Origin of the sequence: Paraburkholderia sediminicola, from assembly GCF_046026895.1 — a bacterium.
Classification (GTDB): domain Bacteria; phylum Pseudomonadota; class Gammaproteobacteria; order Burkholderiales; family Burkholderiaceae; genus Paraburkholderia; species Paraburkholderia sediminicola_C.
In genome coordinates, this window is the sequence record NZ_JAQQEU010000054.1 from 1 (window position 1) to 26,228 (window position 26,228).

Consider the following 26,228-nt stretch of genomic DNA (forward strand, 5'->3'; position numbering starts at 1 on the left):
CATATCGCCCAGGTGAAGCAACAGTTCCCGTCTATCAAATCGGTCGTCCATTGAAATAGGTCCGTTCATTTCATCTTGGCTAGAAACGCCCTTGTTTGGCCGCAACGTTTCGTCCAAACACAATCCTGCACGGCATGCGTGGCTTCTCAGTACGTCCTGTGCAGAAAGAACAAATGCGAACCGAAGTTCGCATTTGATTTGTAGACGCAGAAGGTCTAACGGAGACGACGACGCTTACTGAACGGTGGACACCGCCGTCACGAACTGCTTTGCAGCCTTGTTCGCCGATTCATAGCTGGCATTCGCTGCTGAGAAAACCGAGGTCCACGCGGCAATTGCCGATTCGCTTCCGGCCGGTGCGTTTTTCTGGAGGCCTTCGACGAAGCCTTGCGCATCTCGTTGGAATTGCTGGGTCTGCGCTGTCGCAGCGGCGGACATTTCGCTCTGAACGCCGGACAGTATTTCGTGAACCTGACGGCCGTAAGCGGCGACTTTTTCCGCCGTTGGCTGGGCAAGGCTTGCCTGCAGTGCGAACAGTTCACCGGGGTTGCCGGCCGAAACGGCCTTGGTCAGAATTTCCTGGCTTTCGGCGAGCGTCGCCTTGCCAACTTGCAAATTCAACGCGACCAGCTTTTCGAATCCTTCGAACGCCTTGTTCGTCAAACCAAAAAACGTTTCCAGGCCGGCCTGTTGGGCGGCAACCAGTTGTTGGGGGGTAAGAGTGCTCATCACTGCTCCGTAAGGGTAAGGCGGCAAGAGTGCGAGGGGCTCTGAGTACAAACAAAACCGCGCGCCGCGAAGGCTGAAGGTTGATTGTTGCGCTGCAACAAAGTTCATTGTACGGGGGAACACATGGAAGTCAATCAGTTTCGCGGCGACGTCGACGTGGGATGTTTTGCCTTTGTCTGAAGAATTCCGCCGGAGAGAGGTGTGGGTGCTATTGACGAGGGGCCCTTCCCCCGGCAGACAGGTCTGGCGAGCGCGCAGCGTGCGTCGCGGGCGCTTATGGATTCTTCATAGCTGCCTGAACGCGCTGGAGACTGCTGATCGTAGGCGAACATCACGTAGTGACGGGGCACAGCTCAGTCCCTATCGCGAAGGTTGCGCGGGATGCGTCGGGCAAGACCCGACTGCGGGCAGTCATCGATCGTGGCTAGTGCAGTGGGCCTCAGATCAAGGAGTGCGCGGATGCAGGGGATGCGCTCGAAGCCCACGACACACTTCCCGGCGCGCGGTCTGCTAAACGTAGGTACCGACCTCGCTGCACACCTGGCCAAAGCGCTTCACGCGAGGCGCCCACAATTGCGTCCCAGCGCCTTGCTGGCGGCCATCGAGACAACCCGGGTGCGCTTGACAGCGGCGCCTCGCCCGCCCGATACCGAGCCGCGCCACCTTGCCCGCGTTGGCTGGCCGGCAACTGCCGGCGCAATGGACGAAACAGCGTCTGGGCGAAGCGGGTGAACCGAGGCATCGGACTGCACCGACATCGGCAACTGCGCGGGTCGAACCTTGAATAGATCCGCCTGCAGATCGCCGGTACGGTCGTGGACGGAGGGCAGGTCGGCGGTTGGCAACACTTCTTTCAAGCTTGCCGCCGCTGCATCGACGCCAGCTTGCAGTTCACCAGCATGCTGACGCACGGTGCGGTCGACCGCGCTCTGCGCATTGGTCACCGCCAGTTCGACACCTTCTTTCATCTTGCGCAGTTCGTCGATCCGGATCTGCTGGTCTACTTCCACCCGTACGATATTCAGGTAACGCTGCGCGCGCCCTAACAACGTACCGGCGGTGCGCGCGACCCGGGGAAGTCGTTCTGGACCGAGCACGACCAGTGCAACCGTGCCGATGACGGCCATTTTGGATATGTCGATGTCAAACATGGCAATCGTCCCTCCAGTTTGTTGCAATTTCAATCACCTGCACGGGTCATTGCTGCGAAACGGCCTGCACCTCGATGTGCGCGGCCGCCGGCGCCGCTTTCGCGGTGGCGTCCGCCGTAACCGGTTCGATTTCCTGCATGCCCTCCTTGAAACCCTTGATCGCCCCGCCGAGGTCCACGCCGAGATTGCGGATCTTCTTCGTGCCAAAAACCAGCGCAACGATTACCAGAACGATCAGCCAGTGGGTAATGCTAAGGCTACCCATAATCAACTCCTTTCATATGTTATGAAACCTGACAGCAACTTGCTCCAGGTCGTGCTGATCGTAGTGGCAATTGCACGCAGCGTGTATCAAACGTTCTTATAGCTTCTTCAAAGAAATCTTGATTGTTCATTTGCCCCGCACATTTCTAATATTTGCCGCACGGAGCGGATGGCGATGTCACGATTCTGCAGTGAGCCTTGCAGGTTGAGCGAGGGCTCACTGCAGCACAAGCCACGCCTGTTCCTGACCACACCTGCGTCGTACAGGAGTTCATCCTGACTACCGGGCGATCGTTCAAGAGGAATACTTATGAGAGAGCAACCATGACTGACCTGAAACGTCGCAGTGTACTAGCCGGGGCGGCCGCCGGAGCTGTGGCACTTGGTGCAACGGCCGCTGCCAGGGCCGCTGAGTTTGGCAATCCAGACCGTCCTTTGCAAGGAAGTATCAACTCGACGTCCGCTGCGATTTCCGAGCCGGGCCCGCAGAATCCGCAACTGCGCGACGTTTTGCCATCGTTCAACAACCCGCCGCCGACGGACGTCGGCGGAATGCCGATTCCATGGGCATCCTTCAATGAGGCGCACAAACGCATACAGGCGGGTGGCTGGGCACGCGAAGTGACGACGAAGGCGTTCCCGGTGTCGAAGGACATCGCGGGCGTGAACATGCGCCTCGGACCGGGCGGTGTGCGCGAACTGCACTGGCACCAGCAGGCAGAGTGGGCCATCATGGTCACCGGCGAGGTTCGTATCACGACGATCGACACCAAGGGCCGCGCCGAAGTCGCCGATGTGCAAGCCGGCGACATCTGGTACTTCCCGCCGGGCCTGCCGCATTCGCTGCAAGGCTTGGGCAACAATGGCGGCGAATTCGTGCTGGCCTTCGACAACGGCGCAGCGGGCGAATTCAACACGCTGATGGTGTCGGACTGGATGGCGCACACGCCACCGGACATCCTGGCCCAGAACTTCGGCGTGCCGGCCGAGAAATTCAAGGAAATCCCGCTCGAACAGTTGTGGATCTACCAGGGGGCCAAGGCAGGCCCGCTTGCGGCCGACCAGGCCTACGCCGCGGCGCCGAACGGCCGCCCGGACCATCCGTTTATCTTCCGCATGGGCTCCATGGCGCCGACGTTGGCTCAGCCGGGCGGTGAAGTGCGCATCGTCGACAGCAGCAACTTCCCGGTTTCGAAGACCGTGGCGGCCGCAATGGTGACGCTCCGTCCGGGTGGTTTGCGCGAGATGCACTGGCACCCGGATGCGGATGAATGGCAGTACTTCATCCAGGGTACCGGCCGCATGACGGTGTTCAACGCGGGCCCGGCCGCTCAGACGGTCGACTTCAATCCGGGCGACGTGGGCTACGTCGAGAAGAACTTGGGGCATTACATCAAGAATACCGGGAAGACCGACCTCGTTTTCCTGGAGATCTTCAAGTCGGATCACTTCTCCGAAGTGACTCTGGCGCAGTGGCTGGCGAACACGCCGCGCCAGCTGGTGCGTGAGCACCTGCGCGTCGATGACGCCACGCTCGACGTTATTCACAAGCTGAAGAACCGTCGCGACGTGCTCGTGTAAAGCCCCACGCAGTCCTGCAGTAGCAGTGGCGCCGCGTGGACGCAGGTTCGACCTGAAGCGGACTCACGGCGCCCAATCCGCATTCAATGCTGTCCCGCTGTGACCACGGGACAGAAGCAGTCGTGCCATATCGGCACAACGTAGTACTTTGAAGAGGCGCACACCATGTTGATGGCAATCAAACGCACTGCTAGCTACGCTTTGTCCGGGGAATCAACGACCGACACCGTCACGGCGATGCGTGATGTCCTCGACAACAAACGCCGTGGCATCCGTGCGCTGCTGCCGTTCGCCGGCCCCGGGGTGATCGCCTCGGTCGGCTACATGGACCCGGGCAACTTCGCGACCAACATCCAGGCGGGTTCGACCTACGGTTATGAACTGCTTTGGGTGGTGCTGCTGTCGAGCCTCGTCGCGATGCTGTTTCAGGCGATGTCAGCCAAGCTCGGGATCGTGACCGGCCGCAGTCTCGCGGAACTATGCCGCGACGAGTTTCCGCGTCCGCTCGTGATCGTCATGTGGATCGGCTCGGAGATTGCCGCGATGGCGACCGATCTGGCAGAGTTCATGGGCGCGGCGATGGGCATCTCGTTGCTGTTTCATGTGGCGATCGGGTGGGGACTGCTGGTGACCGGCGTCATCACGATCGGCATTCTGTCGCTCGATAAAAAGGGTTTCCGTCCGCTCGAAATCGTAATTGCCGTGCTCATCACCGTCATCGGTCTGAGCTATCTATGCGAACTCGTGATCGCACCACCGAACTGGCACGCCGCTATCTTTCACACTTTCGTGCCGCATCTGCATGGCAACGACGCGCTGATGCTCGCGGTGGGCATCATCGGTGCGACCATCATGCCGCACACGATTTATCTGCACTCGGGTCTGACGCAGAACCGCGTACCGGCGCGCAACAACGACCAGCGCCTGAGGCTGGTGCGGTTTTCGAACCGTGAAGTGGTGATCGCACTGGGCTTTGCCGGCTTCGTGAACCTGGCGATGGTGGCCATGTCCGCTTCCGTGTTCAGCAAGAAGGCGCCGGGCATTTCCGACTTCACGGTCGCGTATCACACGCTCACGCCTGTTCTGGGCGCCGGAGCGGCAGCACTGTTCCTCGTTTCACTGCTGGCTTCGGGTATCTCCAGCTCGGTGGTGGGAACGATGGCCGGTCAAAACATCATGCAGGGCTTTGTCGGATTCAAGACGCCGGTGCTGGTACGACGCCTGATCACGATGGTGCCGGCCGTCATCGTCTGCATGACGTGCAATCCAATGAGCGCAATGGTGGATAGCCAGATCGTGCTCAGCATCATCCTGCCAGTCCCGCTCATCGCGCTCGTGGTGCTGTCGTCTCGGCATTCAGTGATGGGTCGATTCACTGCGTGCCGGAAGCTGATCGGCACGGCCGTCATCGCCACTGGCGTGATTGTGGCACTGAACGTGATGCTCATCTGGCAGTCGGTCGTCTCGTAACAGCGCGCGAGTGCGAAGCGCGACTTCGTGACTGGCGCTAACGACGGCAGTCGTCCTTGTTTCCAGAGCAGCGTGATGAGGCCGCTGAAGATCCATGCCCGTATGCACACTCTCGATTCTCGTGAAATCTTCAAGTCGTGTGCCGCCCTCGGTAAGAAGAAACTGCCGGAAGTCGCGAGCCGCCGGCGGCAGGGGGCGGTCCGCGCGATGGGCCACACACCAGTGGCGTTTAAGCGGAAAGCCCTGCACGTCGAGCACCTTGAGCAAGCCGGCGCGCACTTCGGACTGAACCGCTTGTGTTGATAGAAAGCTGATGCCCATGCCGGCCATGACCGACTGCTTGATCGCTTCTTCGCAGCCGATTTCCATAAAACGCGGTGTCGATTCGCGATTGCAGAATGCGTCGTTGGCGGCGTTGCGGGTGTCAGTACCGCCCTCGCGCACGAGCAGGCATTCGAGCGCGATACGCGCATATGGGATGTCGGAATCATATGCAAGCGGATGCGTCGGCGCCGCCACCAGTACGAAGGGATTAGGTGCAAACGGCTCGGCTACGATTGGAGGCCCATCCGGCGCGTGCACCATCACGGCGAGGTCGATCTCGTCGCTTCGCAGCAAAGCGATGAGTTGATCGCGACTGCGCACCGTCATGTCGAGATCGACCCCGGTGTTGCGCTGCATGAACGAGTTGATCAGATGCGGAAAGAAGTAGCTGCCCGAGGTAATCAATCCGACTCGAAGACGCTGAACGCCACCTGTCATGAGGTCCGCCAGTGATTGCTCGGCGGTCTTCAGATCTGCAAGAATCACCCGGCAGTGACGCAGAATCAGCTTGCCTGCTTCGGTCAGCGAGATTCGCTTACCGGTGTGGCGGAACAGCGGCAAGCCGGCCTGATCCTCCATCTGCTTGATCTGCATCGATACGGCCGGCTGGGTCAGGTGAAGGTCCTCGGCTGCGCGGGAAAAACTCAGGTTGCGCGCCACACTTTCGAAAGTCTTGAGTTGTCGAATAGTTATATTTCTCATGTGACACCGTGCGTCTTCTTTCAGGAACGTAAAAGCGCCCTCGAGAAAAATCTGGGGCTCCACAGCAGTTTATCCGCAGAGCGCGACACAATGTCGCAACAGTGAATTGATGTTGGCGCCACAATCCTATTGAATTCCTGTTTCTCAGAAGTGGCGTGAACGTCAGGCCGATTCGCCTGGATAGAAGTACGTTGGAGCAGCGCCAATTCGGCGAAGGACCTTTGGAACGTAAAGGCGACTGACAAAGAGATGCGGCTCAGGCTTCGATTGATTCTTGTCAGCAGGCTCGCAGGTACTCGCAGCAATCAGAATTTGGCGCAAGTGCGCAAGGCGCTCGGTTGGCGACTAAACGACTACGCTCGGGATGGGAACCCAGCTCGTCTGGACGGCGGCGGCGACGCGCTGCAGATCTCTGGCGACGACAGGGAGGTGAGACGTAACGCGCCTGGGCAGTCAGGCGCGTCGAAAGCTCAGGCGCGATTAGTTCGTGCGGGCGCGGTTGGCCGCAGCCGGAAGACGTGCATTCGATGGATGGCCAATGCCGCCTTCCTGGAGCCAATAGCCAAGACCCAGGAAGATCCCACCGCCCGCGAGGTTGCCCAGAGTGACGAAGATCTCGTTGTGTACGGCGCCGGCGAATGTGATGCTGGCCGGGTGCTCGCCGATTAGCGCGAGCGCGAATACGAACATGTTCGCGACGCTGTGCTCGAAGCCGCTTGCAACGAACGCGAACACGGGCCAGAAGATCAACCCGAGCTTCGCCCCGTCACTATTGGTCCGGGCTGCCATCCAGATCGCCAGGCACACGAGCCAGTTGCACAGGAGGCCCTTCGCGAACAGCTGGAGGGCCGGGGCGGCCATCTTCGCTTCCACCGCCTTGAAGAATACCTCCGAACCGTCTGTCAGCAGCACGCCACCGCCCGCCGCGTGCAGAATCGCCGCGAGCAACACTGCGCCGATCAGATTGCCGATCCAGCACATCACCCACACTAGAACCATGCCGCCGATCCCGGTTTCTCCGCAGAGTACCGCAAACGGCATATACATCGCCGTACCGGTAAACAAATCGGAACCAGCGAACACAACGATCGTCAACGCGCAGGCGAATACCGCGCCCATGATCAGGTGCACGTAGGCCGGATCGACATGCGAACCGACCGAAAACATAAGGATGTCGCCAAAGCCAATGTACGCGCCGGCCATCGCCGCGCCAATCAGAAAGGCAAGCGGTGAGCGCACGATAGCCGACGCTTTATGCGCGCCGATCTTCGCGAATTTGTCGATACTATCTGCGTACATCACTGCTCCACAAATTAGGCCACGTCCGGATCGGGGAGGTATCCGGACTACCTCCCTTTGATCCGATCACAAGTCAATTCAATGCCTCAGGCAAGACCTGATCAATGTCCGGAAAGCTTCACGCTCGTCCGGTACACCATTCTCGGCCGTTCACGCTGACGGCCAGGTGACGCTGAGATTACAAGCGCGTCATCTTGACGCAGGCGCTGGTCGGCCCGATGGTCGTTTCCTTTTGCCCTGTGCCTTCGGGCGTCGTATATGACGAAAATGTAATTCCTCGGTCAGCGCTGGATAAAGTGGGGTTGTGCACAATCTGTTACCGACATTCGAATTGTCGAATCCACTCGCGGAACCGCCGGACCCATTTCGCTCGTCTCTACCCAACCTTCATTGCGCTCGTCCAATTCAATCGTTTTTGCCAGCTGATCATGCGTATTCTTCTTGCCGAATCGGTTGAGCGGGATGCAAGGCGACTGTCGTCGATTCTGCGTGCGCAAGGCTATGCCGTCGACCGCGTCAAGAACGATCGCGAGGCGCAACTCGCACTCACCACCGCGCGATATGCGCTGGTTGTCCTGAACTTGATGTTGACGCGCGGGTCGAGTCTCGACCTTCTTGTCCGGCTTCGTCGCATCAATCGTGTGGTGCCGGTCTTCACCTTCAAAGAAGCCGACGGCCCCGCCGATGGTGTGCGCGCCCTCGAGGCCGGCGCCGACGATCATCTGAACAAGCCCTTCGACTCGCGCGAACTGGTCGCCCGATGTCGCGCGTTAGTACGTCGCTCGCAGGGGCGCAGCACGGATCAGATCCGGCACCGCGAACTGCTTATCGACACGGCGTCGCGAGCCGTGCTATGCGCGGGCGCACCGGTCTCGATATCAGGACGCGAGTGGGCAATCCTGCTTCAGCTGCTTGCCTATCGCGGCATACCGCAGTCGTTGTCGACGCTCGAAGATTGCATCTATGGATGGAAAGAGGAAGTAGAGAGCAATACGATTCAGGTTCATATTTCGAACCTGCGCAAGAAGCTCGGCGCGGATATTATCGAAACGGTGCGGAGGGTTGGATATGTTATCAGACACGAGTAGGGGAGACATGACGTCCAATCTGCAATTGAATGTGATCGCGCGGCTACTCGAGATACGCAACCGCGGTCACCACTCAATGTTTCAACCGTCCGTATTATTGCGAGCAAACTCATGAAAATTCGCTTTCGCCTGCTCGTCGCCACGAGCCTTTGCATGGCATCGACCGCATTCGCGGCACAACCTGTTACTGCTCCACTCACGCCGGTCTTCACTACTGCGCTGCCCAACGTGACCGGCGGCGACTTCGATCATTTCGCAGTCGATCTGTCCCACTCGCGGCTTTACGTGTCAGCCGAGACGTATGGCTCCATTGAAGTGTTCGGTCTGCCCGATGGCGCGCACATATCGAGCATCAGGACGGTTGCGAAAGCGCCACACAAGATTCTCCTGGCAAATGGAGGCAAGGAACTGCTTATAGCCGACGCAGGCGACGCGGACGTCAAGGTTGTCGACACGACGCGCTTCAAGGTTAGGAAAACCATCGCACTCGCCCCGCAACCCGACTCCGGTATTGCGGATCGTAAGAGCGGCATCTTTTATATCGGCAATGGCGGTGCGCAGTCGCATCAGGATCATGCCTATATCAGTCTGATCTCGCTTAAAAGCGATTCCGTGATGGGCCAGATCGACGTGCCCGCCGCGCAACTGAAAGCCATGGTCATCGATCCGGCAACGCACCGCCTGTTCGTGAACATGCGTGACAAAAACGAAGTCGGCGTGATCGATTTGCGCACGCGCAGATTGACGGCCACCTGGCACGTTCCCGGCCCGAGCCGAAATTCGGCCATGGCCTTCGACCCGAAGAGCGAGCGCCTGTTTATCGGTTCGCGCGACCCCGGCAAGCTGTTCGTGATGAATGCGCGCGACGGCTCGATCATCCAGTCGCTCGACATCGTCAACACGTCGGACGACATGACGGTCGACGCGGCCCATCGTCACCTGTACATCACAGGCTCGACCGGTCTGGATGTCGTCGACCCTGTCGGGCCGGATCAATACGCGGTCAAGCAGCATCTCGATACGTTCGGCGGCAAGACCTCGGTCTACATTCCGTCGCTCAAACGGCTGTACGTCGTTCATTCGAAAGGCCCCGACGCGGCGATGGCGGGGCTGCAGGTGTTCAGTGTGCACTGAAGCTGAGATACGCCTGGAGCAAAATGACAATGCTGTAATCTGCCGGACGGCATTGGGTAACGATGTAGCCGCTATGCTGAGAACTAGCCTCCCGCGGTCAGGCGCGCGTGTAGCGATGCGGGTCCGTCCCCCGCGTGGAGCTCGACGTCAGCAGATGGAGTGCCCACCTATGTTTTCTCGTCCCCCCACGCCGCCGCATTGCGCCGGAAGCTTGTCAGTCGGTGCGCGCCGGAGCACACGATGAACCAGTTGGCGTCGATACGCATCTTCGCCAAAGTCGCGGAATGCCTGAATTTTGCCGAAGCCGCCAAGCAGCTGGGCATTTCCAATTCGGTGGTCACGCGCAGTGTCGCGACGCTCGAGGAACACTTGGGCGTTCGGCTGGTCAACCGGACTACGAGACGCGTATCGTTGACAGGGACGGGCCAACTATATTGGAATCGCTGCATCGAGTTGCTCAGGCAGCTCAATGACATGGACGAATATATCGCCTCAACAGTGGGACAGCCTGCCGGTTCGTTGCGGATCGCGGCGTCGTCGCTGTACGCGACCACGGATCTGCCGGAGGTGCTGGCCGCATATCGCGCCCAGGAATCCCGCATGAGTTTCGAGCTGACCGTGTTCGACAATATGAGCGACGTCGCCGTCAGCGAGTTCGATGTCTGTTTCAGTACGGAACGGCGCCTGCGCGATTCATCGCTGGTATGCCGGCCGCTCGCGCAAACACGCGACGTGATTGTTGCCAGTCCTGACTATTTGGCGCGGTGCCCTGCGCCGCGCACGCCCGGTGAACTGACCTCCCACGACGTGCTCGTGGCATCGGATGCGCCAAGTCGTTACTGGGAGTTTCGCGACACCCACGGCACACAACGCGTCGTCGTGCAGCCGATCATGAACATACAGAGTCCTCATGTCGTCAAGCGGTCGGTGCTGGCGGGACTGGGCATCGCGCGCTTATCCCGTTCGTTCGTGCGGGCTGAACTGGCCAACGGCAGCCTGCATGCATTACTGGACGACGCGACACTAAGCGGCGACGAACGTACTGTGTGGCTGCTGTATTCCGGGCAACCATACATGGCGGTTGCGTTGCGCAGCTTCGTCGATTTCGTTGTGGAGCGTTATCGTCAGAAAGCGCCGGAAAACAAGGCAAAATGGGAGGAGCGCGTCGGCACGGCACAACACCGGTCGCGCAATACTGAATTGCTGTGGGGCGAGATTTTGTAGGTCCTAAAGTGCGAACACCTGATGTCGGCTGCGCCTCTACGCTGCGCGATTAGCGCGATTAGCGCGATTAGCGCGAGCGACGCAGCGGCGCGGTGTTCTCACTCAAAAGGATCCGCATTGATGAAAAAACTCCTGATTGCCGCAGCCGCTAACGCGGTGCTTGGCTGTTCGCTTGCACCTATCAGCGCGATGGCGCAAAGCAGCGTCACGCTGTACGGCCTGATCGACGAAGGCCTGAATTACACCAGCAATACAGGCGGCCATTCGAACATACAGATGGAAAGCGGTTTTACGCAAGGCAGCCGCTGGGGCCTGAAGGGTTCGGAGGATCTGGGCGGCGGCACCAAGGCCATCTTCCAGTTGGAAAATGGATTCGACGTCAACTCGGGCAAGCTGGGGCAAGGTGGGCGGATGTTCGGACGTCAGGCCTACGCCGGCTTGAGCTCGACGCAATTCGGCACGCTGACGATGGGCCGCCAATACGACTCCGTCGTCGACTTCCTCGCACCGCTCACGGCGAACGGCAACTGGGCCGGCTATCTGATGTCGCATCCCTACGATAACGACAACACTGACAATTCGTTTCGCTTGAACAACAGCGTGAAGTACACGAGCAATACTTACGGAGGCTTTACGTTCGGCGGTCTGTATGGCTTCAGCAACCAGGCAGGTGGCTTCGCGAACAATCGGTCTTACAGCCTCGGCGCGCAATACGTGGGTAGCGCGGTGACGGTGGCCGCGGCTTATATGCAGATCAACAACCCGGGCGGCACCACGGGCGGTTCAGTCGCAAGCGACGACACCACCTTTTTCGCCAGCCGTCAGCAAGTCTGGGGCGCGGGCATCAACTACACGATCGGACCGGCATTGCTGGGCTTTGTGTATAGCCATACCAGCCTGAATGACGCGACTGGTTCGGTATACGTTGGCAACTTCGCGAACACCGCGAGTAGCCTTAAATTCGACAACTTCGAACTCAACGCCAAGTATCAATTGATGAAGGCCGCATATGTCGGTGCTATGTACAACTACACGATCGCGCATTTCAATAGCAGTGCGGGCAATTCAAAGCCGAAATACCAGCAGGTCGGCTTGATGGCGGACTACAACCTGTCAAATCGCACCGACGTTTATGTGCAGGGCATGTACCAGCATGCATCGGGTGGCGGCACCGTGTCGGCGCCGTTGGATACCGCGTTTATTACGGGCGCGGATGCTCCGTCGTCGACCGCCAATCAGTTCCTCACGCGCGTCGGCATCCGGCACACGTTCTAAGTCTCGCGCTTTGCGGTTATCGGGCAGCGTGTGCCCGATAACCCGGTGCTACGCATTGCGTCGCTGGAGCCGTTCGACGCCGATTCTGAACAGAGGCGGCCTATGCTGGATAGAAAATGGATCTCGTGAGGATCGACTTCTCCAACTTAATGGAAATCAACCAAAAAATCAATTCACTGGCAACTCATTCTAAGTTATTGATTATATGTGAATTGATGCGTTGAGCCGACTTCAGGAGACCTTCTCCCGACTTGATTGCAGCATCGCAGCTCTCGCCCGCGCCCGCGATCCACCCCAACCGAGCGTCGCAACTGCGGACCAGCCTGTTTCCAGTTATCGCAATCATCTTTCCGTCGACAGCGGCAGTCGCCGAGAAAAATGATTAGTCACAAAACCCAGTTTCCACCGCGTCTAGAACCTCCTGGGACAAGCGTACTTACGTGCTTCCTCGCTAATTTGGCGTGGTTCAGAATTGATCGTTGTTGATGTTACACTGCGACTCGCCGAAGTCATTCTGGCAAAGGGTTTTGGTGTGTTCAGTGAAACACTGGTTTGAACCACGTGCACGGCTCGTATCCGATGTCGTACATGCGGCAGCCAGTCACTGGACTTCATCCAACACCCAACTGCGTTTTCCAGATTCCTCAGGTTCCTATACCGTGTACTCTCAAACGCAAATCGACCCGGTGGTCAGCTTCCGCAACTCGCAGCGCGAGCAGGTGCGTGGGACAATCATTAACCTCCAGAGAAAGTCTTTGGTGATGGAGGTCTATAACCCCTACTCCATCGTGCAGGTCAGCGAAGTGTTGAGCGAGCTAAGCGTGCGTATGGGCAGCAAGAACGCCTATCTTGGCAAGGCGGTAGTCGTCAGCCTGGTGAATACCGGTCTCACCGCGGTGGTTTCACTGGCGCTGATCGACGAGTGGCGCGAGCTTAGCGTTCTGCCCAACGAACCCAAGTCGGTCGGGCGAGAAGCAGAACTCTTTATCAGCGATTGGGACGCGCGCTTTAATATCCGGCGCGACTATCAGATTGTCGTAAACGAGATGCGCGCGTTCCTGTCGGAAGTGTCGCGCTGGGTTGAGCAGGTCGATCTGACCGAGAGCCTGCCGAAGACCGATGGCAGGCTGCGCGAGGATCTGTTCTACGAGCTCGCTACCCCCATTATGCTCAAGGTCAAGTCTTACCTCGTCAGGCTCGAGGGGGAGGCCGAACGTATCGATGCCGAGATTGCGCCCGTGCATCGTACCTATGCGCAAGCGGCACTGCATCCGTTGCTACTGCGTGCCCCTTTTGTGTATCGGACGTTCACAAAGCCACTGGGCTATGCTGGCGACTACGAGATGGTCAACCAGATCTTGAGCGATCCGCAGCAGGGACCGACCACCTACTTCCAGATCGTCAATACGGCGTTCCTCAAAGCCGCCGTGGCGACCGCGCATCGGAACCGGATCACGCTACTAATCGACTTTTTGACGCGTCAGGCCGAAGCGGCGCGCATTGCCGGCAGGCCGTTCCGAATACTCAACGTCGGTTGCGGACCGGCTTTCGAGATCCAACGCTTCGTACGCGAATATGCGCAGCCCTCTCAGCTGTCGTTCCAGCTGGTCGACTTCAGCGAGGAAACACTGGCTTTCACTAAGGCCGCAATCGAACGCTCGGCTAGTGAGAGAGGGCACAAGGTTTCGGTGGACATCGTGCATCAATCGGTGCACGACCTGCTTAAACGCAAAATCTCACGAGACCCGGCCTTGCGGGAATTCGACGCAGTGTATTGTGCAGGCCTGTTTGACTATCTGTCGGACAAGGTCTGCGCGCGCCTGTTGAATTATTTCGCTGCACGTACGCGGCCAGGTGGCCGATTGCTGGTTACCAACGTCCATTCAGCGAACCCCGAGAAGTTCGGCATGGAGCATCTGCTCGAGTGGTATCTGATCTATCGGAATGAGAGCAGCATGCGCTCGCTGCTTCCCGCACAGTCCGCCGAACAGAAGCTCTATGTCGACGAGACTGGGGTGAATGTGTTCGCGGAAGCCACGATCCTCTGAAACGTCAGCAGACACCCCATCCATGAGTACCAGTCAACTGCAGACCGGCTATCAAACTGAACTCGCGGATTTCCGCGTAACGTTCAGCCGCGGCGGTGCCTACACGGCCATTGTGCTCGTCCTGCTCGGGGTGGGGCTGGATTACGCGCAGTATCCGCACCTGCAGACGTCGTTCGCAGTTGCGCGTCTGCTCGTCTCACTGCTGATTGGTGGCATCGTGCTAATGCTGGGCAGCGCGTTGGGGCGACGCTTGACCCCATGGTTGACACTGTCCTGGCTGCTGCTGCCGCAGGCCATGATTTCATGGATGATCTGGCAGACCGATGGTGTTCAGTCGCCATACTACATGGGTCTGAATCTCGCCATCTTCGCTTCCGGCATTGCTTTACCGTTCGGCTTATGGCAGAACCTGGTTTTCGGCGTGTTGTCCTGCTGCCTGTACCTGCTGGCCTGCCTGCTGCCTCCACATGGCGGGGCGCCGATCGGCACGATGACCGTCAACGTACTGCTCCTTCTGTTTGCCGCTGCCGCTAGCGCTGTCTACACCTTCTTCAACGAGCGGGTGCGTTTCATGCTGTTTCGCCTGAAGGCAGAAGTATCCGAGAAAAATGCCGAGCTTGAGGCGATCAACCGCAAGCTGCTCGACATCAAGGGCCAACTGCTACAGCAGGAAAAAATGGCGGCGGTCGGTACGCTTGCGGCGGGCTTGTTGCATGAAATCAATAACCCCGTGAATTTTTGCCTGATGGCGATCGAAGTCGCGTTGGAGGAGCCGGTGGCAAAAACGGAAGCGGCGTTGCAGGAATGTCTTGTCGACGCGAGGCACGGCATGCAGCGGATCCAGCACATCGTGTCGGACCTGAAGACCTTCGCCTACCGCAAGCCCGGCGCCGAGGTGGAGGCGGGCACTCCCTTCCTGTTCGAAAAGGCACTCGATTCGGCGATCCGGCTCATCGCCCATGAATTGCGTGGCGTCGCCGTTACGCGTGAGCTCCCCGCGGATACGCTGGTGCAGGGCGACGAAGCCGCCATCATCGGCGTGTTGATCAACCTGCTCTCCAACTCCGTGTTAGCCATGCGCAACGCGGGCACCTCCGGGCCGGCGATTCACATCTCGGTGAAGTGGTCGGGGGAACGCCTGCATGTGACGGTACGGGACAACGGGCCAGGCATTGCGGATGAGTATCTTGCGCGCGTGTTCGAGCCGTTCTTTACCACCCGCGACGTGGGACAGGGCTTGGGCCTGGGTCTGTCGATCAGTTATGCCGTCATCGAGCGCCACGGCGGCCTGCTGTACGCCGAGAGCGAACTGGGCGGTTGGGCAGCATTCAGCTTTGATCTGTCGCGGGCCCCATGAGAACGCAATGAATGACATCAGACAGACTCAGCCCACTATTCTCTACGTCGACGACGAAGAGTTGGCGCGGAAATATTTCGCCCGCGCGGTCGGTGCGGAGTATGAAATCCTGCTCGCCCAAAGCAGTGACGAGGCGATCGCTACCCTGCAACAGGATAGCGATCGCGTTGCCGTGCTGATCACGGATTTCCGTATGCCAGGCCGCGATGGTGGCGACCTGCTGCGACAAGTGGCGCAGCAATACCCGCATATCGTTCGCATTCTGGTCACTGCTTACGCCGACATAGGCGTGCTGCTGCAGACGGTGAACAGCGGTGAGGTGTTCCGCATCCTCGAAAAGCCGCTTAGGCCGGCTTCCGTGCGCGAGACGCTGCAAATGGCGATCGAGCGTTATCGCGAACGCGCCACACAGAATCAGCAGTTGATGGCAATCGATGAAACGTTGGCCTTTCTCGCGCACGAACTGAACACGCCACTCGCTGCCATCACCTTGAACGCGAGCAGCATCGAAAATCGCGGCGACGTAAAGCACGATTTGCCGGTGGAGATCACTGAAGCCGCCAGATCGATGCGTGAGCGCGCGCAGTATTGCATAGCGGTGGTCTCGTCCTTCCGGCGATCGGTCCACAATGGGCACCGGAAGCTGGCGGGGGGGAATGTCCGCAGTGAGATCACGGCGCACGGACTGATCACCGCTTTGCTCGATACCTATCCGTTCGCGGCGGCGCAGCGGTCGTGGGTACACGTCGAGATCATTGTCGACTTTCCCGTGGTGACGCAAGCCAATTGCGTGGCACTCGTGCTCTCTTCGCTATTGTCCAACGCGCTACGCGCGCTTGCGGATGTGCCCTCTCCGTCGGTGCGCTTTACCGTAATAGCGGAACCCAGCCCCGCCATCCGCATCTGCGATAACGGCCCAGGAATTCCGCCTGAGATAAAAGCCCGCCTGTTGACGGACCCCATTACAACGCACGCTAAATCCGGTGGGAACGGCCTGGGCCTGGTTCTATGCCACCGCGTCATGCAGTCCTGTGGCGGCGGACTACAGATCGAGTCCACGCCGGGGGTGGGCACCACCGTCATGCTGGATTTCCCCCATATCAAAGGTCAAACGTACGGGAGTTGTTGATGAACGAAGCGAAAGCCACACAGGAATCCTCGGCGGCGATCATCTTCGTCGATGACGAGGCCACGGCCGTGAAGTACTTCCAGCGTGCCATCGGAAGCCTGGCACCGGTTCTGACTGGCGGCTCGGTGGAAGAGGGCAAGGCGCTCCTGGACGCACATGGTGACAAGGTGGGGGTCTTGGTCTCCGACCAGCGCATGCCGGGCGAGTTCGGCAATGAATTGCTCCGCTATGCAAGCGAGCACTATCCACATGTCGTGCGAATATTGACTACCGCCTATTCGGAACTCGACCAGACCGTCGCTGCCGTCAACCTTGGTCATATTCACCGCTACATCAAAAAGCCGTGGGATATTGCAGCGTTGCGCATGGAACTGAAACAGGCGCTCGAACTGGCCGACCTGCGCAAGGAGCGTGACCAGTTGCTGCGTGAGAAACTGGGCGTGCTGCAAAAACAGACTCTCGCCACGCGGATCGGTCTGATTCGCACGTTGAGTTCCACGCTGATCGGGCCCGAGCGCTTCCAGCCGGTGGAGACCTACCTGTCCGCAGCAGTACTCGCCGATGTGCAAAGTGCGGAGCCGGACTGGCTGTTGCTGGACTACTCTGATCTGATCGCGGCCGAGAGCAGCCGGGGCGGGAGTTTTGGCAACATGGTGGCGGCGAAGCTTGGGGAGTTGCGTAACCGACGGGTGGGTTCGAGCGCTGGCGACGTGGTGGCGGCGATCGCGGAAACATTAGAGGAAGTTGGCATCAGGGTCCGGCGCGAAGCCGATGCTCTGGTCTGGGACGAGGTTGCTGCACTCGCCGAATTTCTGGGGGAGCCGGCTAACCAGGCCGTGTCGACCCGGCACGCTGTTTGGTTGGCGAGCCTGCTTTGGCTGGACGCGAATGACTTAGCGCTCGAGCCGGTACGTGAAGGTGATTCAGTCGCATTCCGGCCCACTCAATATAGAACGGAGTTTCCTGCCGATCGTCTGGCGACATGGATCGAGCAGTTCTAAGCGCTGCCGCGGATGGGAGTGGCGTTGTTCGTCCATGCGGATGCAACTCTGGGATATACCTTGGCGTGGCCGCTTTATAGCCACCCACGCAGGGTGAATGTTTTCGAGCGGCGGCTTACGGTGAGGGTGTCGAACGCGTATACCCGGCCATGAGCCGTCGTTCCCACTTTCAGCCTCGCAGCCATTCGGCCGGCGGTTTCGCTCAGACAGGACGTTGCCGTTCGATGACGACGCACCGCCTATCAAGGTGAATACGCGCGTTGCGACCACCAGGTAGTATAAGCGTTTCAATAAATGAAGACTCTCGCGCTTCGATGCGCGACGGCCGTATTTCACTCAGGCGGCAGGGTTCAGCACGACCTTTGTGCAGCCTTTCTTACGTTCGTCGAAGTGCTGGTAGCTTTCCGGCGCTTTATCGAGCGGCAGTTCATGCGAGATGATCTGCGAAGACTTGGGCCTTGCCAGCCGCGATGAGATCTCGCAGTTTTCGGTTATGCGCCTTGACGTCATCTATAACTGCTCGAAGTCGAGTGCCCGCCTACGCAGTCGCCCGCCGTCCTTGCTGTGCGTTCACCGTTGCTGTCACTTTAGGCTCGCGGACAAAGACCAATCCGGACCCTATTTCATTGCGCTTTTCTACGCGGACTTTCGGCGCGCACGGTGTGGGTTCACGCTCGCGAGCCCATCCCGCCGCCGCCCATCCAGACGTGTACGCCGGCGCGCCTGCGGGACGAATGGCCGCACGTCCGGAGGTCGAGATGACTGAAGCAGTGAAGAGGGAGGGGGGCTGGAATCCGCTGGCTGCCATCGCCAGCGAGGAGCTTGGAATCCGCTCCTTCGTGGAGTCGGGAAAGGTTACTACGGACGTCCAACTCGTTCGGATCTCCAGTGTCGAGCGAACTCTCGAGCGGGCCTACGATTTTGGCCTATTAATCGGGCATACCGTCAGTCGGGCCGAACACCCGAACACGAAGCCGTCCAAGCTGGCGTGCCGCTCGGAACAGGATCAGATCCGTGCTGCGGCGAAGGAAATGATTCGACTGCGCTAGCGGCCTTTTTCACCGTCGTTGGGCGCAAGCGGCTCGCGCTGCTGCCGCTCTCGCTCGCGACACTTTTGTTCGCCCCTGGCCTTATGCTTTAACGCGCCGGCCTCGGTTTTACTCGCTTCACTTTTTTGACTCGCTTTCTACCTCAATCTCCGACAGCGACACGCACCGAAACCCCGCATACACATACTGATAATGCGGCTGAAACCAGTTCCGGAAAGCAGGTCGCAGCATGCACTCCGCGGTGCGCGCCGAACCGCCTTTGAGCACGTAGTGTTGCCCATCGAAAAAATTGGCCGAATAGCCGGCATAAAACGGAAACGCTTCGAAGCCGGGCAACGCGTCGAATAGCGTCGAGGTCCACTCCCACCCATTGCCGAACTGGCCTTCCACGCCGAACGCGCTGACGTTGTCCGGATACGCGTCGACCGGCTTTGGATCCCAACTGCGGAAATCGAAATTGCCCGACTCGGCGTGCGGTACGCCATGTGCCCCACGTTGCCATTGCGCCTCGGTGGGTAAGGTCTTGCCGGCCCAGCGTGCATACGCACTGGCTTCGGCATGACTCACGTAAGCAGGCCAGTCCAGTGGCAGCGGCACGTCATCGAACATCGTGCGCAGCAGCCATGCGTGATCCGCGTTTGCCGCGCTGCCTGCCGCTGCGTCGCGCCGCGACCAGCAAGCCGGATGTGCGATATGCTCGGCCTCTTTCCACGCCCAGTCCTTCTCCGACCACCACTTCGGTTCACGATAGCCACCGGCCTCCATGAACTCGCGAAACGCGCCGTTCGTCACCATGTAGCGATCAATCTTGAACGCGGGCACATCGATACGCACTTCGCCAAATTCGTTGTCCCAACCGAAATGCCCCGCATCGCGCGACATGCCGAGCACGGTCGCGCCGGCCGGCACGCTGACCATCGACGACAACGCGTCCCCGCGTTCGGGCCGCGTCGCCACCTCCTCGCGCAATTCGGTGACCTTCTGTGCAAGCGGCAACTGGTGGAGCATGTACGCGAGCGTTTCAGCATGCATCAACCGATGCTCGATCGCGACGTTCAGCAACTGCGCGGCGACGCCGGCCTGCGCGCCGTCGCGGCGAAACTGCGCGGCGTCCGCTAAACCGTGGAGCGCGCGGTCGATCTGCGCGCGCGCGCGCGACGCGTATTCCCGCACAGTGTCGAGCGACGGCCAGTCATCACGTTGATCGGTCGGAAAGCCGCCGTCGACGGGGTCGATGCCAAACGCAAATAGCTGGTCGAGTTCCGGACTGAACGCCGGCAACTCGCACACGCGTTGATCGAACAGATTGCGATCGAACGCTTCCAGATGGCCGATGTAGAACACGATCCGGTGACGTTCGCGGATTGGCCGCTCATACAGGAATTCGGGTTTGACGATCGCAAACAGTGCGTCAGTGACCTGGCGCGCATCGATCAGACGCTGCACGAGCGGATGATGTGGGGCGGGGTCGCGATTCATTTCGCTGGGTCTCCTTGCGGCGGGGGACGGACTGAAAGACTGTACCCGCTCGCAGAAGCCATGCCAAGACGCAAGCGCGTCGGCAGAAGTTGGGGTGTCGTGGCACGGCAAGCGCCGGCCAGCCCCGGCAGGCGGCTCAGACCTGCCGCAGCCCCGGCAGATCGACGATCCGGATGTGCTTGCCTTGTGTGTCGATCAGGCCGCGCTTTTGAAATTTTGACAGGGTGCGGCTGACGGTTTCGAGCGTCATGCCGAGGTAGCTGCCCATGTCCTCGCGCGTCATGCGCAGATTGAATTCCGCCGAAGAGTAGCCGCGCTGCGCGTTGCGCTCCGACACGTCCAGCAGAAACGACGCGACCCGTTCGTCCGCGGAGAGCGAGCCGAGCATCATCATCTGCGCGGCCTCGCGAACGATCTGCGCGCCGAGCAGTTTATGCATGCGCTCCTGCATCGAGCTGATTTCGCGGCACAGCCGCTTGAGCGCGCCGTAGGGGACGATGCAGACGGTACTGTCTTCGAGGGCGACCGCGCTGCATGCATGCACGTCCTCGCTGATGCCGTCGAGGCCGAGCGCTTCGCCGGCGAGGCGTAGTCCTGTCACCTGCTCGCGGCCGTCGCGGTGCGCCATCAAGGTTTTCATCGAGCCGGAGCGCACGGCGTAAATGCTGTCGAAACGGTCGCCGCTGCGGTACAGCGCTTCGCCGCGCTGAACTGAGCGCGCCGAGCAGATGAGCGTTTCCAGTTTCGAGAGTTCATCGGACGACAGGCCTTGTGGCATGCAGAGCTGCCGCATCGAACAGCTCGAGCAGCGCGCCGTGGTGCGCGCGGTTGCCCGCACCGGAGCCGCGCGGCGGCGGCCGCGCGCATACTTGCGGCGGCAGTGTCAGTGCCGGTGGAGCGCGTAACAGCGGAAGAATTGAGCATGTTCTGCAGGCGAATGTCGGAGTACTGGCGGATTGTCCCACCCGCCGTACCCGGCGTTCGGCGACAAACTGACGCGTTGTGCCGGCGGGGGATCTTGAGCGATGTCGCGCGCTCGCGGGTGACATCGGGTTATGGACTGCTATGCATCTCGTGAACGGCGGTGCACTGCACTGCCGCTCGACATGGCGAATGACAGGCGTAAATCGACAGGTTCACATCGAGCCGCCGCCGGATCAGGCCGGTTCCTTGTCCTGACCGGCGGCGGATGGAATCAGCAGCACGGGCAGGCTCGCCTGGCGCACGCAGCGCTCGGCGACGCTGCCGAGGATCAGCCGCTGAAAACCGCGTCGGCCGTGCGTGCCCATGACCAGCAGATCGGCATTGAATTCGGCGGCGGCCTGCAGCACGATCTCCGACACGTCGCCGAGCGACGACGCCTCGCTGACGGCGGGTTCTCCCTGCACGCCTTGTTCGGCCATGGTCCTGGCGAATTCGGCGCGCAGTTCCTTGCCTTCTTCGATCAGACGGTTGCGCAGTATGGACGGGTCGTAGCCTGGCGCTTCGAAGTACATCGGCGTGTTCTCGACGACGTAGAAGGGCCGTAAAAGAGCGCCGTTGGATTTGGCGAGGTCGAGCGCTGCTTCGAATGCACGGCGGGAAGTATTGCTGCCGTCAACCGCTACAAGGATGCGTGTGTACATATCGGCTCCGCGTCTGAAAAGTCCGTATGCCGCAGCCGTTCATCACGGCGAGGCTCATTGATCTTTTATACCAACGAAGCTTAGATGATTGCCGAAAAAGATGCACTCGACCAGGATGTAAATCAAATACTTGTCAAATTTTCGGCGGCGACGCTTGGGCGGCGCGGCTCGCCAAGGCGGGCGCCGGCGCGCTTCACATCAGCCGGAACGCATATTCGCCAACGAGTGCAAGGCGAGGTTGGCCTTACAATCAGGCCATACTCAGACAAGCTGCTTCAGCCCCGCTGATGACCGAGCGCAAAACCACGGGCTTGCCCGAGAAGATCTACGGCGACATCCTCAATCGCATTCTTGAAGGCGAGTACAAGGAAGGCGAGCGCTTGCCGACCGAACACGCGCTGGCCGAACGCTTCGCGACGTCTCGGCCGACTGTGCGCGAAGCGTTGGCGCGCCTGCGGGCGGACGGCATCATCACGACCCGGCATGGCTCGGGCACCACGGTCGCGCGGCGGCCCGATCCGGACGTGCGCCGCTTCGCGCCGCTGGAAACGCTGTCCGATATTCGGCGTTGCTATGAGTTTCGCATCATCACCGAGGCCGGTGCGGCCGGGCAGGCGGCGCTCAAAGCCGATTCCGACGACATCGCCGCGATTCAGCATGCCTGGGATGAACTGGAGCGCGTCATCGAAACGCGGGGCATCGGCGCGCAAGACGATTTCATGTTCCATCTGGCGGTGGCGCGCGCGTCGAAGAACCCGTTTTTCATTACGGTCATGTCGTTCATCGAGGAGCAGATCCTGTTCAGCATGAACCTGTCGCGCAATCTGTCGCTCGTCAAGACGGTGGAGCGGCAGCGGCTCGTACAGGCCGAGCATATGGCGGTGCTCGACGCGATTCGCTGCAAGGACGCCCAAGGCGCTGCGGCGGCGATGCGCGCGCACCTGGAGAATGCGCTCGAGCGGATGTTCGGTTCCTGAGTTTCCACGCCTCGGTTCAACCGGGTCATCGGAAAGCCGCCACTGCGCGTGCAGGCTAGGCTGCGACCGCGATCGGCCCGAACAGGGCCGTGAGCGTCTTGGGACTCACCGCGACATTCAGCGCGACCGCCCGCTCGACGCCGATCTGAAGCGGCGCCCCGAGCCGGCTAATGTCGATGCCGGTTCTGCGCAGCAGCCGTTCGATCGGCGTGGTGGTCACGGTGACGTAGCGCGTGATGCCCATGCGCTGCGCGAATTTCATGACCTCCTGGATGGCCTGGATCGTCAGGTCCGTGAAGCCGAACGACTGTTCTTCACCACCGGTTTCGATGGCAAACCGGCTCAACTCCCAGATCTCCCGCCCGACCGGCGCCTGCGCACCGTGCAGCAGCTGGGGAAAGGTGTCCTTCAGCATATTGGGTCCTTCAGTCGGCATCAGGCGCCAACAGCCGCGTAACTGCCCTTCATCCCCGCGAATCAGCATGTAGTGTGGCCCGAGGGCGTCGTACCCGTCGATTTCCATGCCCGCGATGGTCGGGATGTCCCATCCGAGCCGCCCGTGAAACACCCGAGCCCGCAGGCGGTACATGTCGTTGATCGCTCCGTTGTCAAATTCCTGCCGCATTCCGATCTGGATGGCTGTTTGCACGGTGTTCTCCTGAACGTGTTGGGATACCAATACGCTGGAAAACTTATGCATTTTGAATTGCTCCGCCACCTACCTACCTGGATAGGTGTGCATGCTTATCGGGTATCGCAGAATTCGAGACACGTATCCGCACTCAACCGACAGGGCATCCAAATGGAACTTCTCGAAAATCACTGGCAACCGCAAACCGGTCTTCAGGCGCGTCCCGCGGAGGTTTCTTCGGCGGTGGATCGTGTACTGATCATTGCTTACCGCAAGAAGAAAAAAGAGAGTCAGCGCCGCTTCTGGGCACGTTTTGGCGTTACGCAGTCGCGCGGCAGCCGGTTTGAATCGGGTGCCGAGATTCCGGCGCCGGTGTCGATCCTGCTGGGCCTGTACTTCACCAAGACCGTTTCCGACGCCGATCTGGGCCGCGCCGAGCGGGTGCTGTACAGCCGCGACGCCGCTGCATTGCTCAACCCGGGTCAATAAGCCCGAGTTGTGCCGCAATCACGGCGGCCGCACGCCGCGAATTCACACCGAATTTCGTCCTGATGTTTTTCATATGGAAGTTCACTACGGCTTCCGAACAGTTCAGGATATGGGATATTTCCCAGGTGGATTTGCCGCGTGCGGTCCATTTGAGGCACTCGCGTTCGCGCGGCGTGAGCTTGGGCAATAAGGTCTGAGCGTGTGTCTCCAGATGGCGCTGGCTGGTGTCAATCACCAGGTCGCGCAATAACACCAGATTCGGCAGTGCCGCGTTGACGTGGCGCTGAAAATCGTCGATCGAACTGCTGTCATTGACGAAGCACATCATGCCGGCTTCCTGGTTCGGACCATGAATCGGTACCGTTACCCCGGCGCGCAATCCGTAAGAGCAGGCTTCCTCGTACATGGCTTGCTGCGCGGTGGTCGCGAAAATGCCCGGCGACCAGATCAGCGGTGCGGCGCGCGTCATGCAATGCGCAACGGTCGGGTCGATATGAGCCAGCCCCTCTTTGTCGTATGTCTGGCGCCATGCCGCCGCGTAAGTGCTGCGTATGTATGCATCTTCCAGGCGCATGGTGGGGCGCGGTAACACGGCGACCAAAAGCCTGTCGAAGCCCCATGTTTCGGCGAGACTTGCGATTGCACCGAACCATTGCGCCTCATCGGCGGCGTCCATCAGCGGTGCCATCTGCTCGATAAAATGTAGCGACAATTTCTTAACTCTCTCGGGCTCGCAACTATCCCGTTGCGGTTAATTGCGGCACGGCACATGGGGTGCCGCTGCTTTTATGTTCACAATCTAACACTAAAATTTATTTCACAGCGCCGCGCGGCGCTCCCATATAGAGCGCCGGGGCGGGAGTGCCACCAGCAAATCAATACTTCGCTATTCGAATCCGCTTTTTAGCCCGATTAAGTTTGCGGGTCATGAATTGTAATTCTCTTGCGGCAGTCATTTTGCTGCCTGTCAGTGGGCAACATTATCATCGATCAATTTTAATTAACCGCTATAGCCGATTGTCGGACAGGACCGTGCTAATTGGCCAGATCGCCCGGAGCTGCCCACAATGTGACAACGTCCGGCACCGCGCCTGGGGTCTATTGTCGTATAGAACAATCGCTCCGCAGGTCGCTATCTCCGCGAATTGCGTGGACCATGGCCGCGCTGGTCGGGGTTCAAGTTGTTTGACAACATTGCAAAGCCGATGCTACCGTAAATGCCCCATCCCGCGCGAGGCTTGACGCGACATGAACGAATCCCCGCTCCACAGTGGCGAGTTCGACGCGTCGGTCATGGCGGTGCCGCCGTTGGCGCGACGCGCCGACTATACGCTCGACCCCGCCGAAAATCGCGCGCTAATCCGCCATATTGAAGCCGGGGGCGTGCGCACGCTGCTCTACGGCGGCAATGCGAACCTCTATCACATCGCGGTGAGTGAATACCGCGATTTGCTGGACTTGCTGGCCGACGCGGCGGGCCCCGACACGCGCGTGATCCCGGCCATCGGTCCCGACTACGGGAAGATGCTCGATCAGTCGCGCATCCTCGCGCAAACCCGGTATCGGACGGCCATGGTGCTGCCGCTCGGCGGCTTCACGACTTCAGAGGGCGTCGAAGCGGGGCTCACGCGCATCGCCGACACGGCGGGCATGCCGCTGACGCTGTACATCAAGAGTGAAAACTACGTGGATGTGGACGCGCTCGCGCGACTGATCGAGCGAGGCACGCTGCTCGCCGTCAAATATGCGATGGTGCGCGACAACCCCGCGGACGATCCGTATCTGCGTCAGCTGCTGCAGCACGTACCGGCCGGCCAGGTCGTGTCGGGCATGGGCGAGCGGCCGGCGCTCGTGCATCTGCGCGAGTTCGGCCTCGCGGCATGGACCACGGGCTCAGGTTGCATCGCGCCGCGCATGGTAATGGCCTTGCTGCAAGCGGCCAAAAGTGGCGATCGCGAGACCGCGCAACGTCTGTACGGCGCGTTCATGCCGCTCGAGACCCTGCGCGACGAAATCTCGCTGATCCGCGTACTGCACGACGCGATCAGCTTCACGCGGATCGTCGGCATGGGCCCGCTTTTGCCGCTGCTCAGTTCGACGCCGCCCGAACATCATGCGAAGATCGGCCAGGCCGCGCGAGCGCTGCTCGTGCACGAGCGCGAGTTCGCGCACACCAACGCGTAAGTTTCCCAACCCAAAGCA

25 protein-coding genes are annotated in these 26,228 nt (G+C 60.0%); 14 read left to right on the forward strand and 11 right to left on the reverse strand.

Annotation, left to right across the window (positions count from 1 at the left end; translation table 11 throughout):
• Positions 1 to 234: 234 nt before the first annotated feature.
• From PQR02_RS28545 to tatA, 3 genes are all read right to left on the reverse strand, one after another.
• Positions 235 to 837 carry a phasin family protein gene (locus PQR02_RS28545; protein WP_408239325.1) on the reverse strand — a complete coding sequence of 201 codons (603 nt, stop codon included), beginning with the start codon at positions 835 to 837 and terminating at the stop codon, positions 235 to 237.
• Positions 838 to 1,283: 446 nt separating this feature from the next.
• On the reverse strand, positions 1,284 to 1,880 hold the full coding sequence (gene tatB, locus PQR02_RS28550; RefSeq protein WP_408239328.1) for a Sec-independent protein translocase protein TatB: 597 nt from the start codon (positions 1,878 to 1,880) through the stop codon (positions 1,284 to 1,286).
• A gap of 46 nt (positions 1,881 to 1,926) precedes the next feature.
• Positions 1,927 to 2,145, reverse strand: a complete 219-nt coding sequence (tatA, locus tag PQR02_RS28555; RefSeq protein ID WP_408239331.1) for a Sec-independent protein translocase subunit TatA — start codon at positions 2,143 to 2,145, stop codon at positions 1,927 to 1,929.
• Positions 2,146 to 2,468: 323 nt separating this feature from the next.
• On the opposite strand from tatA, the gene PQR02_RS28560 reads away from it, so the two are divergent.
• Positions 2,469 to 3,725 carry a cupin domain-containing protein gene (locus tag PQR02_RS28560; RefSeq protein WP_408239448.1) on the forward strand — a complete coding sequence of 419 codons (1,257 nt, stop codon included), beginning with the start codon at positions 2,469 to 2,471 and terminating at the stop codon, positions 3,723 to 3,725.
• A gap of 165 nt (positions 3,726 to 3,890) precedes the next feature.
• The gene (locus tag PQR02_RS28565; RefSeq protein ID WP_408239334.1) at positions 3,891 to 5,195 is read left to right on the forward strand and encodes an Nramp family divalent metal transporter; all 1,305 of its coding nucleotides are present in this window, start codon (positions 3,891 to 3,893) and stop codon (positions 5,193 to 5,195) included.
• Here the strand turns inward: PQR02_RS28565 and PQR02_RS28570 are convergent.
• Both PQR02_RS28570 and PQR02_RS28575 read right to left on the reverse strand, forming a co-directional pair.
• Positions 5,082 to 6,284 carry a LysR substrate-binding domain-containing protein gene (locus tag PQR02_RS28570; protein ID WP_408239337.1) on the reverse strand — a complete coding sequence of 401 codons (1,203 nt, stop codon included), beginning with the start codon at positions 6,282 to 6,284 and terminating at the stop codon, positions 5,082 to 5,084. The two genes, PQR02_RS28565 and PQR02_RS28570, sit on opposite strands and share 114 nt — an antisense overlap.
• A gap of 417 nt (positions 6,285 to 6,701) precedes the next feature.
• Entirely contained in the window at positions 6,702 to 7,520 is an 819-nt protein-coding gene (locus PQR02_RS28575) for a formate/nitrite transporter family protein (protein ID WP_408239340.1), read from the reverse strand.
• A gap of 194 nt (positions 7,521 to 7,714) precedes the next feature.
• Between PQR02_RS28575 and PQR02_RS28580 the strand changes: the two genes are divergently transcribed.
• The 8 genes from PQR02_RS28580 (at position 7,715) to PQR02_RS28615 (ending at position 17,776) form a co-directional block, all read left to right on the forward strand.
• Positions 7,715 to 8,608 (forward strand): winged helix-turn-helix domain-containing protein, encoded by an 894-nt coding sequence (locus tag PQR02_RS28580; protein ID WP_408239343.1) that lies wholly within the window; start codon positions 7,715 to 7,717, stop codon positions 8,606 to 8,608.
• 111 nt (positions 8,609 to 8,719) lie between these two features.
• Positions 8,720 to 9,742, forward strand: coding sequence for a YncE family protein (locus PQR02_RS28585; protein WP_408239346.1), 1,023 nt, complete (start codon positions 8,720 to 8,722; stop codon positions 9,740 to 9,742).
• Positions 9,743 to 9,982: 240 nt separating this feature from the next.
• Entirely contained in the window at positions 9,983 to 10,966 is a 984-nt protein-coding gene (locus tag PQR02_RS28590) for a LysR family transcriptional regulator (protein ID WP_408239349.1), read from the forward strand.
• Between the two features lie 120 nt (positions 10,967 to 11,086).
• Positions 11,087 to 12,241, forward strand: coding sequence for a porin (locus PQR02_RS28595; RefSeq protein ID WP_408239352.1), 1,155 nt, complete (start codon positions 11,087 to 11,089; stop codon positions 12,239 to 12,241).
• 659 nt (positions 12,242 to 12,900) lie between these two features.
• Positions 12,901 to 14,289 carry a class I SAM-dependent methyltransferase gene (locus PQR02_RS28600; RefSeq protein WP_408239451.1) on the forward strand — a complete coding sequence of 463 codons (1,389 nt, stop codon included), beginning with the start codon at positions 12,901 to 12,903 and terminating at the stop codon, positions 14,287 to 14,289.
• Between the two features lie 22 nt (positions 14,290 to 14,311).
• Positions 14,312 to 15,646 carry a sensor histidine kinase gene (locus PQR02_RS28605; RefSeq protein ID WP_408239355.1) on the forward strand — a complete coding sequence of 445 codons (1,335 nt, stop codon included), beginning with the start codon at positions 14,312 to 14,314 and terminating at the stop codon, positions 15,644 to 15,646.
• 7 nt (positions 15,647 to 15,653) lie between these two features.
• Positions 15,654 to 16,775, forward strand: coding sequence for an ATP-binding protein (locus PQR02_RS28610; protein WP_408239358.1), 1,122 nt, complete (start codon positions 15,654 to 15,656; stop codon positions 16,773 to 16,775).
• Positions 16,775 to 17,776 (forward strand): response regulator, encoded by a 1,002-nt coding sequence (locus tag PQR02_RS28615; RefSeq protein WP_408239361.1) that lies wholly within the window; start codon positions 16,775 to 16,777, stop codon positions 17,774 to 17,776. Before PQR02_RS28610 ends, PQR02_RS28615 begins: the two co-directional genes overlap by 1 nt.
• Positions 17,777 to 18,112: 336 nt before the next feature.
• Here the strand turns inward: PQR02_RS28615 and PQR02_RS28620 are convergent, their stop codons facing one another.
• A complete protein-coding gene (locus PQR02_RS28620; RefSeq protein WP_408239364.1) occupies positions 18,113 to 18,286 on the reverse strand; it encodes a hypothetical protein in 174 nt (57 codons plus the stop codon).
• Positions 18,287 to 18,534: 248 nt separating this feature from the next.
• On the opposite strand from PQR02_RS28620, the gene PQR02_RS28625 reads away from it, so the two are divergent.
• Positions 18,535 to 18,825 (forward strand): hypothetical protein, encoded by a 291-nt coding sequence (locus PQR02_RS28625; protein ID WP_408239367.1) that lies wholly within the window; start codon positions 18,535 to 18,537, stop codon positions 18,823 to 18,825.
• Positions 18,826 to 18,942: 117 nt separating this feature from the next.
• On the opposite strand, the gene PQR02_RS28630 is transcribed toward PQR02_RS28625, so the two are convergent.
• From PQR02_RS28630 to PQR02_RS28640, 3 genes are all read right to left on the reverse strand, one after another.
• On the reverse strand, positions 18,943 to 20,304 hold the full coding sequence (locus PQR02_RS28630; protein WP_408239370.1) for an SUMF1/EgtB/PvdO family nonheme iron enzyme: 1,362 nt from the start codon (positions 20,302 to 20,304) through the stop codon (positions 18,943 to 18,945).
• A gap of 136 nt (positions 20,305 to 20,440) precedes the next feature.
• Positions 20,441 to 21,097 (reverse strand): helix-turn-helix domain-containing protein, encoded by a 657-nt coding sequence (locus tag PQR02_RS28635; RefSeq protein WP_408239373.1) that lies wholly within the window; start codon positions 21,095 to 21,097, stop codon positions 20,441 to 20,443.
• A 364-nt stretch (positions 21,098 to 21,461) separates the two neighbouring features.
• Positions 21,462 to 21,929, reverse strand: coding sequence for a universal stress protein (locus PQR02_RS28640; RefSeq protein ID WP_408239376.1), 468 nt, complete (start codon positions 21,927 to 21,929; stop codon positions 21,462 to 21,464).
• A 287-nt stretch (positions 21,930 to 22,216) separates the two neighbouring features.
• Between PQR02_RS28640 and PQR02_RS28645 the strand changes: the two genes are divergently transcribed.
• A complete protein-coding gene (locus PQR02_RS28645) occupies positions 22,217 to 22,906 on the forward strand; it encodes a FadR/GntR family transcriptional regulator (protein WP_408239454.1) in 690 nt (229 codons plus the stop codon).
• Positions 22,907 to 22,961: 55 nt separating this feature from the next.
• Here PQR02_RS28645 and PQR02_RS28650 read toward each other — a convergent pair whose 3' ends face one another.
• Entirely contained in the window at positions 22,962 to 23,555 is a 594-nt protein-coding gene (locus tag PQR02_RS28650) for an acyl-homoserine-lactone synthase (protein ID WP_408239379.1), read from the reverse strand.
• Between the two features lie 153 nt (positions 23,556 to 23,708).
• On the opposite strand from PQR02_RS28650, the gene PQR02_RS28655 reads away from it, so the two are divergent.
• Positions 23,709 to 24,026 (forward strand): helix-turn-helix domain-containing protein, encoded by a 318-nt coding sequence (locus PQR02_RS28655; RefSeq protein ID WP_149671056.1) that lies wholly within the window; start codon positions 23,709 to 23,711, stop codon positions 24,024 to 24,026.
• Here the strand turns inward: PQR02_RS28655 and PQR02_RS28660 are convergent.
• Complete coding sequence (locus tag PQR02_RS28660) at positions 24,010 to 24,714, reverse strand: helix-turn-helix transcriptional regulator (RefSeq protein WP_408239457.1); 705 nt, start codon at positions 24,712 to 24,714, stop codon at positions 24,010 to 24,012. The two genes, PQR02_RS28655 and PQR02_RS28660, sit on opposite strands and share 17 nt — an antisense overlap.
• Before the next feature lie 560 nt (positions 24,715 to 25,274).
• Here PQR02_RS28660 and PQR02_RS28665 point away from each other — a divergent pair.
• Positions 25,275 to 26,210, forward strand: a complete 936-nt coding sequence (locus tag PQR02_RS28665) for a dihydrodipicolinate synthase family protein (RefSeq protein ID WP_408239383.1) — start codon at positions 25,275 to 25,277, stop codon at positions 26,208 to 26,210.
• Positions 26,211 to 26,228 lie beyond the last annotated feature (18 nt).